The organism is Pseudobacter ginsenosidimutans, from assembly GCF_007970185.1.
Taxonomy (GTDB): domain Bacteria; phylum Bacteroidota; class Bacteroidia; order Chitinophagales; family Chitinophagaceae; genus Pseudobacter; species Pseudobacter ginsenosidimutans.
In genome coordinates, this window is the sequence record NZ_CP042431.1 from 3259196 (window position 1) to 3271220 (window position 12025).

11 protein-coding genes are annotated in these 12025 nt (G+C 50.2%); 2 read left to right on the forward strand and 9 right to left on the reverse strand.

Annotated features, from left to right (window positions below; translation table 11 throughout):
- Nucleotides 1-17: 17 nt before the first annotated feature.
- From FSB84_RS13165 to FSB84_RS13195, 7 genes are read right to left on the reverse strand one after another with little or no spacing between them, the layout of a single operon-like run.
- Entirely contained in the window at nt 18-1115 is a 1098-nt protein-coding gene (locus FSB84_RS13165) for a mandelate racemase/muconate lactonizing enzyme family protein (RefSeq protein WP_130544487.1), read from the reverse strand.
- 25 nt (nt 1116-1140) lie between these two features.
- Entirely contained in the window at nt 1141-2397 is a 1257-nt protein-coding gene (locus FSB84_RS13170; protein ID WP_207234359.1) for a DUF819 family protein, read from the reverse strand.
- Nucleotides 2394-3431, reverse strand: coding sequence for a dipeptide epimerase (locus FSB84_RS13175; RefSeq protein ID WP_130544486.1), 1038 nt, complete (start codon nt 3429-3431; stop codon nt 2394-2396). The genes FSB84_RS13170 and FSB84_RS13175 overlap by 4 nt, the downstream gene beginning before the upstream one ends.
- Before the next feature lie 24 nt (nt 3432-3455).
- Nucleotides 3456-4520 (reverse strand): mannonate dehydratase, encoded by a 1065-nt coding sequence (locus FSB84_RS13180; RefSeq protein WP_130544485.1) that lies wholly within the window; start codon nt 4518-4520, stop codon nt 3456-3458.
- An 8-nt stretch (nt 4521-4528) separates the two neighbouring features.
- A complete protein-coding gene (locus FSB84_RS13185; RefSeq protein ID WP_130544484.1) occupies nt 4529-5794 on the reverse strand; it encodes an MFS transporter in 1266 nt (421 codons plus the stop codon).
- A gap of 48 nt (nt 5795-5842) precedes the next feature.
- Nucleotides 5843-6607, reverse strand: coding sequence for an SDR family NAD(P)-dependent oxidoreductase (locus FSB84_RS13190; RefSeq protein WP_130544483.1), 765 nt, complete (start codon nt 6605-6607; stop codon nt 5843-5845).
- Nucleotides 6608-6618: 11 nt separating this feature from the next.
- A complete protein-coding gene (locus FSB84_RS13195) occupies nt 6619-7311 on the reverse strand; it encodes an RraA family protein (protein ID WP_130544482.1) in 693 nt (230 codons plus the stop codon).
- Nucleotides 7312-7500: 189 nt separating this feature from the next.
- On the opposite strand from FSB84_RS13195, the gene FSB84_RS13200 reads away from it, so the two are divergent.
- Nucleotides 7501-8370 carry an AraC family transcriptional regulator gene (locus tag FSB84_RS13200; protein WP_158643889.1) on the forward strand — a complete coding sequence of 290 codons (870 nt, stop codon included), beginning with the start codon at nt 7501-7503 and terminating at the stop codon, nt 8368-8370.
- Nucleotides 8371-8379: 9 nt separating this feature from the next.
- Here FSB84_RS13200 and FSB84_RS13205 read toward each other — a convergent pair whose 3' ends face one another.
- Both FSB84_RS13205 and FSB84_RS13210 read right to left on the reverse strand, forming a co-directional pair.
- Nucleotides 8380-9090, reverse strand: coding sequence for an SDR family NAD(P)-dependent oxidoreductase (locus FSB84_RS13205; protein WP_130544480.1), 711 nt, complete (start codon nt 9088-9090; stop codon nt 8380-8382).
- On the reverse strand, nt 9087-10718 hold the full coding sequence (locus FSB84_RS13210) for a ribulokinase (protein WP_130544479.1): 1632 nt from the start codon (nt 10716-10718) through the stop codon (nt 9087-9089). Before FSB84_RS13210 ends, FSB84_RS13205 begins: the two co-directional genes overlap by 4 nt.
- A 100-nt stretch (nt 10719-10818) precedes the next feature.
- On the opposite strand from FSB84_RS13210, the gene FSB84_RS13215 reads away from it, so the two are divergent.
- Nucleotides 10819-11835 (forward strand): LacI family DNA-binding transcriptional regulator, encoded by a 1017-nt coding sequence (locus tag FSB84_RS13215; protein ID WP_225980096.1) that lies wholly within the window; start codon nt 10819-10821, stop codon nt 11833-11835.
- Nucleotides 11836-12025 lie beyond the last annotated feature (190 nt).

Here is a 12025-nt window from a genome sequence, read left to right on the forward strand (position 1 = left end):
TATTGCTGATGCTGCAATCAAACTGTAATTGATTCGCATTGATGCAGAAAGGCAGGATCAACACTAACGCCGATGCCGGGCAGGTCGGGGGCCGACAAAAAGAATCCGTCGTAGATAACGCCATCCTGTACGGGGTCTATCAACTGGCCGGTCATAGCGGAGTCGAGATCGAAGAAACTGATACCGGGGCAGGCATAGGCGAGATGAAGATTGGCGGTAACGCCGATCCTGCTTTCCAGCATGCCGCCGATCATACAGGCTGCACCTGCGTTTTGCGCCACTTCATGGATCTTCATGGCTTCCAGCAGGCCTCCTGCTTTCGCGAGTTTGATATTGAGGTAGTCGGCGGAGCCTGAATTCAGTTGCTGGCGGGCATCGTGATGCGTGTAACAACTTTCATCTGCCATGATGGGAATGGGCGATTGTTCGCGCAATGCGGGAAGCAGGTCATTGTACCAGGTGCGCATCGGTTGTTCACAGAACTGGACCTTCAGGTCTCCCAGCCAGTTCAGCATCTGTGATGCTTCATCGAAAGTCCAGCCCTGGTTGGCATCTACACGTAATGCGATCTTATCTCCCACAGCATAGCGGATGCTGCGGATCCTGTCCAGGTCCTCTGCCGGTTGCTTGCCGAGTTTCACTTTGATCATCGTGGCGCCGGCGGCTTTGAATTCGCGGGCCTGCGCAGCCATTTTTTCCGCAGTGTCGATACCGATAGTGATATCGGTTTCAACGGTTCTCTCTTCTCCTCCCAGGAATTTGTACAAGGGTTGATTGGTGGCTTTTGCTGCAATATCATAGAGGGCCATATCGAAGGCGCTCTTGGCAGTGTAGTTGCCAGCTGTGCATCTGTGCAGTTCCTGCATCCTGGCAGGGATATCGAGCGGATCTTTTTCTTTCCATACATTGGCGAAATCACGGGCCATGGCTATACAGGTGTCCTGCGTTTCGCCAACGATGAATGGAAAGGGAGAGCATTCTCCAATGCCGGTGATGCCAGTATCGGTATGTACACGAAGCAGCATATTGCGTGAGCAATCCATGGTGCCGGTGGCAATGGTGAATGGCTCCATGGGAATGTTGAAACGATAGATGTCGATGTGCGTTATCTTCATATCTTTTAAATTTTTTTATCAGGGATCAGGCTACCCATTGCAGTAAGAGCCCGCAGAGATAGCCGCCATAATTACCGAACACATATCCGAAAATGGCCAGCAACACGCCTACAGGTGCAAGCGCCGGGTGAAAGGCTGCCGCTACTACGGAAGATTGCGCTGCACCTCCCAGGCAGGCTTCACTGCTGACAGCAAGAAAAAAGAAAGGGATCCTCATCATTCTGGCCACGAGTACCAGCAGCAGGATATGTATCAGTAACCAGATAGCACCCACCATCAGCACTCCCGGACTTTTGAAGATAGCCAGCAGGTCCATCTGCATGCCGATGGCGGCAATGAGCAGGTACAGGAAGATATTGCCGATACGCGAGGCGCCGGCGCCTTCCAGTTTTCGTATGTTGGTAAACGATAGTGCAGACCCTATAAGCGTAGAGATGATCACCACCCAGAAAAAAACGGAAGTGAGGCTCAGTTTTTCCAGATAAGGCGCCTTCCTGCTGATGAAGGGAACGATATTGTCGGCCACCAGGTAGGCGAAGCCGGTAACACCGAATGCGATGCCGAGTATCAGCAGCAGATCATTCACAGAAGGAATGCGTAGCAAGCCCTGTTGATAGGATTCTACTTTGTCCTTCAGTTTTTCCACCGTACTCACATCGGCTTTCAGTAGTCTGTCGATCTTTTTGGTGAAGCCTGCACCATAGAGCAATATGGCCATCCAGGAGCTGGCGATCACTACATCCAGCATCACCATGGAAGAATAGAGGGCAGGACTTGGTTTGAAAACTTCATAGAGTGCAGTCATGTTGGCGGTGCCTCCGATCCAGCTTCCGGAAACAGTGGCCAGTCCGCGCCAGGTGGCATTGGCTCCTTCTCCGCCAACTGTTTCGGGAGAAAAGGAAGAAACGATGAGCATGGCAAGCGGCCCGCCAATGATAATTCCGATGGCGCCGGTAAGGAACATCAGTCCCGCCTGGTGCCTTAGTTTCCAGAGCTCTTTGAAATCCACTCCGATGGTGAACAATACAAGACTTGCAGGCAGCAGGTATCGGGAAGCGATCTTATACAGATCAGTATTGTCGATGGAAATGATATGGAAACTGGTCAGCAGGGAAGGAATGAAATAGCAGAGCAGGAGTGGCGGAAAGATGGTGTACAATTTCCTGAGCGTGGGATGTTTGCTTTGTGCAGAAGTGAAGATGAGGGCCAGCAGGGCAATGAGGATACCAAAAGTGGCTACATCATTCGAGACCAGGGAAGATTGTGCTTTCAGGAATATCATACAGGCTTTTTAGAATGAACGCTTCTTTTTTCAAGACCTAATCCCGGTTTATTGTTCAGCAGGATCCTGCCCTCCGACAAAACAGGGTCTTTATAGGGATTGTTGGCGATCAGCCAGGGACTGTCGAGGTCTACCCAATCACAGAGTGGCGCCAGCGCAGCTGCAGCGAGGATGGCATTGGAGGATTCGCCCATGCATCCGATCATGGTTTTGAGGCCGAGCGATTGCGCTTCCCGGATCATTCCATAACCCTCCCGCATACCCGAACATTTAACCAGCTTGATATTGATGCCGTGATAAACCTGTACTGCTTTTTTTACGTCCGGCAATCGGAGCACCGCTTCATCTGCGATCACGGGCAACGGACTGTGTGCAGTTACCCAGGCGTTACCATCGGGGTCGGAAGCAGGCATGGGTTGTTCAATGAACAATACATTTTGTTCTTTCAGCCAGCCGATCATGTCCAGCGCCTGTTGGCGGTCTGTCCATCCCTGGTTGGCGTCTACTGTTATAGGTTTGTTTGTTTCTGCACGTACGGCATCGATGATGGCTTTATCATTATCTGATCCGAGCTTTACCTTGATGATCCTGAAATCCGTTGCCTGTCTAACTTTCTCACGTATTTCATCAGGATGATCTATCCCAACGGTGTAGGAGGTCAGCGGCATCTGTGAAGCGCTGGCATGGAAGAACTGATGGCAGGGCTTCTGACAGAGTTTGCCGGCCAGGTCATGCAGGGCCATATCGAGGGCCGCTTTCGCTGCGGTATTACCCGGAGCTGCACTGTCTGTATAATCCAGGATCTCATCTATCTGGAAAGGATGATTGAATTGTTCCAGTTTGAGTGATGAGAGAAAGGATGTGATGGTGCCTGCATTTTCAGGCAGGTAATGTCCGGGAGATGCTTCGCCGCGGCCAATCATGCCTTCATGTTCCAGCTCGGTAAAAACAACGGTGGCTGCAGTAGTGGTATGTCCTGATATAGTGAAAGGATATTTCCTGATCAGATCGTAAGTGTAGTATCTTAATTGCATAATATGTTGGTGTTTGGGGCGGGATCACAGTAAAGCCATGGCTGCTTTCATATATCCTGCAGTATAGGCCATGCCTGCATGCCAGGGGGCATCGCAGCTCATTTGCGGCGTATGGTCAGGTATCAGTACGCCGTTGTATCCGTTATTTTTGAGGATACGAAGAATGCGGAACATATCGATATCCCCTTCATCGATGAACACTTCACGGTAGTTGGGCACTTTGCCTTTCACGTTCCGGAAATGGACATACCCGATCTTTTGTTGCTGAGCATATTGTTGGGTGGATTGATAGATATCACCTTCTGTCATCTCGGCGAGTGAGCCGAGACAATACTCCAGTACATTGTGATTGCTTTTATGCAGGTCTAGCAATTGCTGGTACATATAAGGCTGGTACACGAGACGGGGCGTATCGCGCATATACGGCACCGGTGGATCATCCGGATGTGCTGCCAGTTTTACTCCTGCCTCTTCAGCAACGGGAAGCACCTGTTCGAGGAACCATGCGAAGCGGCGCCAGAGCTCCTGGTGAGTGATCCAGGGAATGAATCCTTCCTCTGGGTTCTCTTCGTATTGCATGTTCCAGACCATTCCGGTTGGGATGGGCGTCTGGTCTATTGTTCCATCCATCCCCACTGATATGGCTTCACCGCGTGCGTATTGTCCTTTACTTCTACCGGCCACTCCTGCAAGTGAAAAATTGTATCCGATAATGGGAATACCGGCCTTACCAATGCTGCGGATGATCTTTTTGATGCGTTCAACCTGTTGTTCTTTACGCGGACCATCCAGGAGGATATCCGACCAGTGTGCCGGATCGAAGTTCTCGATGGCCTCCCAGATCAGTCCGGCATCGTTGATCTGTTTTTTGATGGCGCAGATCGAATCGTATTCCCAGATCGTTTCATCGCCTTTTGTAAAGCCCCATCCCTGGAGGTTTCCAAGAGGCTGATCGGATCTTTGTTGCTGGCTGCTTCCGGCGAAATAGTCCACCAGGTGTACCACCACATGGGTGGCCCCGCATTGCCGCACAAATTGGTAATTGCTGCGGTGAAGCATGTGTCTGTATAGTCCCATGCCTAAGTGCATAAGCGATGTTAGTTTTGGTCAGCGATTTGTAAATGCCTGCGGTAGCGTGGTCTGACCATTACGGCCAGTATTGCCCAGGATAACAGATAAGCACAACCGCAGAATATGAAAATGGGTGTATAATCACCTGTTCTTTCCAGTACAAGTCCAGTGATGGAAGAAAAGATCATTCCCCCGATTGCTCCGGAGAACATGGCTATGCCGGTTACGGCGCCAGTTGCATTTTTTGGGAAGATATCCGATACCAGTGTAAAGATGTTGGACGCATAGCCCTGGTGCGCGAAAGTGGCCAGCGCTATCAGCGCGATCACCCAACCCAGTTGCTGAATGAAGGGAACGATCATTACAGGTATCACCAGCAGGGAAAGCAACAGAATGGTGTAGATGCGTGCGGTTACAGGGATTGCGCCTTTGCTGACCATTCTTGAAGAGAACCATCCTCCGGCCAGTGCGCCTGCGTCGGATATCAGGTACACGATCACCAGGGGCCATGCCATACCGGTGATGCTCAACTGATGTTCGGAATGCAGGAATTTCGGAAGCCAGTACAGGAAGAACCACCATACAGGAGCAGTTAGGAAGAGTGATACAGCAAAGCCTAATGTTTGCCGGCGCAGTACCAATTGCTTCCACGGTAATTTGTCCATTGGTTCGGGTCCATCCTGTTCGATCCAATCCCTTTCCGCTTCAGAAATTTTTGGATGGTCCTGTGGTGCATGGTACCATTTGCGCCAGCAGATGAGCCAGAGGATACCAAGCATGCCGCTGATGATGAAAGCCCATTGCCAGCCGGCCTGCAATGCTATCCAGGGAATGGCAAGCGGTGTGATGATGGCTGCGATATTGGAACCGGAATTGAAAATACCCGTTGCCAGGGCTCTTTCTTTTTTGGGGAACCAGGTGGCCACTGTTTTTACCGCTGCCGGGAAATTGGCTGATTCACCGAGCCCCAGCAGGAAACGCATGATCACAAAAAGAAAGAGCGTTCCCGCGGCTGCATGCAGCATACAGGCCAGGCTCCAGATAGCAACCGCGATGGTATATCCCCATTTCACACCGAACCTGTCAAGCAATGCACCCGAGACCAGCAGCCCGATAGCGTAGGCTGCCTGGAAACCTGCTACGATCCATCCATAAGCGGACTCCGACCAGTTCATGTTTTCCTGCAATAACGGAGCAAGCACCCCCAGGATCTGCCTGTCGATATAATTGATGGTGGTAGCGAAGAACAACAGCGCTACGATCTTCCATCTGTATTTTCCTGTGGGCTGCATGTGGTTCAACTTAAACTGTAGTGTTGTGTTTTCGGTTGTATGATGCTGTTAGAAGTTATAAGCTGCGCCACCATCTACCGGAAGTAATACGCCGGAGATATAGGCTGCGGAATCGGAAGCCAGGAATAGTGCGGCATACCCGATGTCTTCAGGTTTGCCCAATGCTTTTGCCGGTATCCTGTTCATCACTTTTTCCTTTCTGGCTTTATCACCATCGAGCGCAGCGGCCAGCATTTCCGATTGGATCCATCCCGGTGCAATGGCATTGATCCTGATGTTGAAAGGCGCCAGATCGGCTACCATAGTGCGCATCATTCCGGTGAGACCTGATTTGGCGGTTGAGTAAGATACCACACGGTCTATGCCCATTACTGCCGCCATTGAACTGATCAGGAGGATGGAACCGTTCTTTTTGTTTTCGATCATACGGCGGGCCACTTCACGGCTGAGTGCGAAAGCGCCCAGCACATTGGTTTGGAGGATTGCAGCTAGATCTTCATCTGTGGTATCGAGCAGTGGTTTTTTCTGATTGCGTCCGGCATTGTTCACCAGGATGTCCACCACACCTGCTTTTTGTTCCACCTGCTGAAGGAGCTGTGGAATGGTTTGAAGCTGATCGATATCTCCCGTAACATAGTGGGCATTGCTACCCAGTTTGCTGACGGCCTCCTGTAATACCTGTTCTCTTCTGCCGGTGATCACTACTGTTGCGCCGGCTTCAATAAAGCAGGAGGCGATACCGAACCCGATACCGGTTCCACCGCCGGTGATGAGTGCGGTTTTATTATCGAGTCTGAATGGTTGTTTGTTCATGTTGCTTTGCATTACATGATGCCGAATGTTTCGAATGCTTCCTTTGAGCTCATTCCTTTTTCCAGCGCCTCTTTTACGCGTTGTTCCCCGCGGCATTTTTCGATGGCTTTGGTGAATGCTTCTGTTTCCACTTCCTGCGGGATAACGATCACGCCGTCCAGATCACCGTAGATGATATCACCGGGTTTGATGATGGTCTGGTCGAAGAGGATGGGGATGCGATAGTCCAGCACTTTACCTCTCGGTCCCTGGTCCTGGGCGTAAGTGCCCATTCCGAAGATGGGGTAGTTGAAACGAAGCACTTCATTGGTGTCTCGCGTGTAGCCATTCACTACGGCGCCTGCGGCGCCGAGCCGGGAAGCCCTGGTGGTCATGAGTCCGCCCCAGAGCGCATAGCGCGGCGAAGCTCCGGAGCAAACATATATCTCGTTCCGCTGAAGACTGTCAAGCGCTTCGAACATCAGCCCGAATGGCTTGCGGAGCAGTGCGTTGCTTCCTTCATCGATCTTCTCTCCATATACATCGGCTTCCAGTACAGGCATGGCGCGGCCGATCACCACCATTTTACTGTCGAGTGGTTTGATGGAAGGCGGAAGGAATTGTTGCAACAATCCGAGTTTGTCCAGCACATCTCCCACCAGTGCCGGAAATAATTCCTGTTTTGCAATTCCGAATAAAGCATCGTCATCTTTCCAGAGCGCCATAAGTTGATTGAATTTGAATGATGTGGAAACAAATGTAAAGGGTCGGCAAAGCCTTGCTTTTACCTGTATTACCAGAAAGTGATACTATGTTGCCGGGAACCCGATCCGTCAATTCAAATGCCTCATCCGTTAATCGGCAGGGCGGGGAACGATAGAGTTTTACTAGTTTTCCCTTGAATGCAACCTCAATTGAAAAATGTACCCCATTTACCCGGAACATCATCCTTCCTGCTGAGGGATATGATCGTTCCTTATTTTTCCAACCCGTTCCATTTTCATCCTGAACTGGAACTGACCTTCATTGTGCAGGGCTCAGGGATCCGTTTCGTGGGAGATAATATTGAATACTTCGGGAGTGGTGATATGGTGCTGGTGGGTGCCAATCTTCCGCATCGCTGGAAGAACGATAAAGTGTATTATGAACTGGACAATGATCTTTACAGCCGCGCCATCGTGATCCAGTTCCGTGAAAATTTCCTGCGCAGCGATGCGGGCGAATTGCCCGAGATGGCTGATATCCGGAACATGCTTACACTCGCCAAGCGCGGGCTTAAGATCGTGGGAGCAACGAGGCAAAAAGTGGCCAAGAGAATGATCGCCATGTTGCATCAGAACTCTATCGAAAGGATCGCCAGCCTATTGCTGATCCTCTCGAATATTGCTGCGTCCAATGAGTATGCAGTGTTATCAGGAACAAGCATCGATCAATCTTACACCAGAAGCGATACGGAAAGGATCAGCCGGGTATATGCCTATATCATGGAGAACTTTACGGATGAGATCAACCTGCAGGATGTGGCAGGTGTTGCCAATATGAGCCTGACTGCATTCTGCCGTTATTTCAAGAGTGTGACCAATAAGACCTTTTCCACTTTTCTGCTGGAAACCAGACTGAATTATGCCTGTAAATTATTGCTGAGTGATTCATTCAATATCACGCAGGTGGCCTTCAGGGCGGGTTTCAACAATCTATCCTATTTCAACAGGCAATTCAAAAAGATGAAGGGGATCTCTCCCCTTCAATATAAAAAACAGTTCCTGCAGGCACAGACTTACTGAGAACTTCTTCTATCGTATCGATCTGTCCAGGTGCACATAGCCGCCATCCACAAAAATAGTTTGCCGGTTGATGGCTGCTGACACAGACGATAATAGAAAGGCAGTCATGTTGGCCACTTCACGCGGGCTGGTACATCTTTTGCCCAGTGGAGCCTGTGTGTCTGCCACCACGATCCCGTTCACACGGATCTGATAAGGTTTTAACTCATCGGCTAAACCTGTGACCAGTCCGGATCTGGCGCCATTGGCCGCTGCATAGCCTGATGTATTACCCTGACCAGTAAACGCAGTTTTGGAAATGATATTGACGATGTTTCCACCGGTACGCTTTAGAGCCGGCAAGGCAGCGCGACTAATACTGTAATAATGACCAACATTGTTCTCCAGTGATTGCAGGAAACGATGATGATCTCCTTTGGCGAGTCCAATATCATCATTGACGCCTGCATTGTTCACGATGCCATCGATCCTTCCGATCCTTGCTACGATCTGGTGAACAGTGTATTCACAGGCTTCGGGATCTGACAATTCCAATGGGAAAAAATATGCTTCGGATCTGAGCGATAGCAATCGTTGCACTAATCGTTCACCATTCTCTTCATTACGGTCGAGGACGCAGGGGATAGCCCTTTCTGCGGCGAGCGTTTGAACGATCGCTTCGCCGATACCGCCGGCGCCGCCTGTGACCAGTATTACCTGCGATTGTAATTGCAGGTTCATAAATGGACTGTTTCAATGTATTTGCCAGACTGCAGGTATTGCTTGTATCGGTGGTCTGTTGATTGTTGCATGGCCGGATCAGGTTGCCAGGTTTGCTCAAAACCCTGTCCCATGGCGCGGATGGCATCGGATACGGATGGGTGGATGCCCGCTGCTGTAGCGGCATTCATGGCGGCGCCGATGGCGCAGGTATTTTCACTGCGATGAACACGGATAGGCAATTGCAGGATATTGGCCAGCATCTGCATGATGTAGGGAGATTTCTTTGCGATGCCTCCAATGGCTGTGATGCCATGAATAGGTATGCCCTGCGAAATGAAGCAATCATTGATGGCCCTTGCGCCGAAACAGGCGCCTTCTGCAAGTGAGCGGAAGATGCTGGCTGCATCGGAGCCCAATGTCAATCCTAATAATGCGCCATGCAATGATTGATTGGCATTGGGCGTGCGGCGGCCATTGAACCAATCGATGGATAATGCAGTATGAGCATCGCCGGGGATTTTTGCTGCTTCGTTTGCAAGCGCTGATAATAGTTGAGACGAAAGATCTGTGCTGTGACCGCCTGTTGACTGGATGGACCAGGTGAGCAATGAAACATACCATTGAAAGATATCGCCAAAGGCTGATTGTCCTGCTTCCAGTCCAACAAATTCCGGAAGTACGGAACCCATCACCTGGCCGCATATCCCATTGATGTTCTTCCCTTGCAGGTCCTGTGGCGGCACCACCATGATATCGCAGGTGGAAGTGCCCATGATCTTCACCAGGTGATACGGAGTGAGTTCTGCCCCGATGGCGCCTGCATGCGCATCGATGATGCCATTGCAGACGATGACGTTGGTTGAAAGTCCAAGTGTTGCTGCCCATTCCGGGGAAATGGTGCCTGCTGATTTTTCCGAGGTTACAAATGTTCCCGGCATCTGTGCCGCCATTTTTTTCAGGTGCGGATCGATCGCTTCAAAAAAAGCAAGAGGAGGAAAGCCGTTGAAAGCCTCACTCCATAAAGCTTTGTGGCCGGCGGCGCAGATATTACGCTGAACATCCTGCAATTTTTTTCCTGTCAGTAACATTGGCATCCAGTCAGAATGTTCCAGCCAGGTGAAGGCTGCATCACGCACTGTATGGTCTGTGTGCGAGATGTGCAGCATTTTTGCCCAGAACCATTCGGTGGAATAAGCGCCGCCAACATAAGCGAGGTAATTGGTGGGGAAGCGAAGGCTGGCAGCATTGATCTGTTCTGCGGCCTGCAATGCAGTATGATCTTTCCAGAGGATGAACATGGCATTTGGATTTTCTGCAAATGCAGGCAACATGGCAAGGGGAATGCCTTCTGCGGAAACGGGGCAGGGCGTGGATCCTGTGGTATCGATACCGATGGCTTTGATCTGCGATCTTATTTCAGGTGATACATCTGCAAGGCAGGCTTTGATGGTATGTTCCAGGCCTTCGATATAGTCGAGCGGATGTTGCCTGTATTGATTGGCTGACCTGTTGCAATACAATCCTGCTTTCCATCGCGGATAAAAAAAGGTATGACTGCTGAGTTGAGCGCCGGTGCTGGTGTTGAGGAGTAAGGAGCGGACTGAATCTGTTCCGAAGTCGACCCCGATCACATACGAAGAGTGCATGTCTTAAACGTTTAAGCACGAAAGATAGCAATAAAAATTTGTTAGTTTATTCGTTTAAGCATATTTTAGCTCCATCATAAAGAAAGTTTCCATAAAAGATATTGCCCGCAAGGTTGGTGTTTCTACAGCGCTGGTTTCTTATGTACTCAACGGAAAGGCAGAGCAGGCGCGGGTTGGCAAAGAGATGGCCGAGAAGATCAGTAAAGTGGCGAGAGAGATGAACTATCAGCCCAACCTGATTGCGCGCGGATTGAAAGATGGAAGAACAAAGACCATCGGTCTGATTGTGGCGGATATCTCCAACGCATTTTTTTCAAGCCTCGCACGCATCATCGAAGATGAAGCCAAACAACATGGATACACAGTCATCTTCGGAAGCAGCGACGAGCAGCCCGGCAAAATGGCTGACCTGATCACTGCGTTGCTGAACAGGCAGGTAGATGGAATGATCATTGCGCCGGTGGAACATGGAGATGCCCAGATCCAGGAGCTTCGCCGTAAGGGGATCTCTTTTGTGCTGGTTGACCGTTATTATCATAAGATCAATACCAACCGTGTTACTATCAATAATCATGAAGCTTCTTTCAATGCAGTGAAACTTCTTATCAAGAATGGATACAAGAAGCCTGGTATGCTGGCCTATGATAATTCACTTCCGCATATGCAGGAAAGGATCAGGGGCTATGAACAGGCTTTGAAGGAAGCGCATATCAGGAGAAAGCCTGAATGGCTGGCGCGTATCCCTTATGCAACGGCCAATACAGATATGGAGAGTTTATTGAGCAACCTGCTGCGCGGTCCTAATGCGCCGGATGCCCTGTTCTTCGCTACCAACTCGCTGGCGGTGCAGGGGCTCAAGATCATCAATCGGATGGGCATCAGGGTGCCGCAGGAACTGGGACTGATCAGTTTTGATGAACATGATGCTTTCGATTTTTTCTATTCTCCCGTAACCTATGTAAGCCAGAACCTGTTGGCTATCGGTCAGGAAACTGTTCGAATGCTGATCAGTCAGATCGAAGATGGAAAGAAGAGCGAGCCGGTACAACTGGAGATCCCCGCAAAACTCGTCAAGCGCGAATCCTGCGGATCCAAACCCGCCGGAAAAAAGAAATAGGCCCCGGATTTTTTTTGCTTATCTTGCTTAAACGTGTAAGCATATTTTTGTTCTGATTTGTTTGGCTGAAGCGTTGGAAAGAGCGGCTGGTGGTCCCGGTGTTCCTGCATTCGCAGGATCCCACTGCCGCTCGATCCCAACGAGATTGATTGTAGAAGAAAACGTTTTCGAAACAATTAACGCTGCTATA

Bases quoted from the DNA above. Each gene is read 5' to 3' on its own strand.
- FSB84_RS13185 (WP_130544484.1), bottom strand. From the start codon at position 5,794: ATGCAGCCCACAGGAAAATACAGATGGAAGATCGTAGCGCTGTTGTTC.
- FSB84_RS13170 (WP_207234359.1), bottom strand. From the start codon at position 2,397: ATGATATTCCTGAAAGCACAATCTTCCCTGGTCTCGAATGATGTAGCC.
- FSB84_RS13195 (WP_130544482.1), bottom strand. From the start codon at position 7,311: ATGGCGCTCTGGAAAGATGACGATGCTTTATTCGGAATTGCAAAACAG.
- FSB84_RS13165 (WP_130544487.1), bottom strand. From the start codon at position 1,115: ATGAAGATAACGCACATCGACATCTATCGTTTCAACATTCCCATGGAG.
- FSB84_RS13175 (WP_130544486.1), bottom strand. From the start codon at position 3,431: ATGCAATTAAGATACTACACTTACGATCTGATCAGGAAATATCCTTTC.
- FSB84_RS13210 (WP_130544479.1), bottom strand. From the start codon at position 10,718: ATGCACTCTTCGTATGTGATCGGGGTCGACTTCGGAACAGATTCAGTC.
- FSB84_RS13180 (WP_130544485.1), bottom strand. From the start codon at position 4,520: ATGCACTTAGGCATGGGACTATACAGACACATGCTTCACCGCAGCAAT.
- FSB84_RS13205 (WP_130544480.1), bottom strand. From the start codon at position 9,090: ATGAACCTGCAATTACAATCGCAGGTAATACTGGTCACAGGCGGCGCC.
- FSB84_RS13190 (WP_130544483.1), bottom strand. From the start codon at position 6,607: ATGAACAAACAACCATTCAGACTCGATAATAAAACCGCACTCATCACC.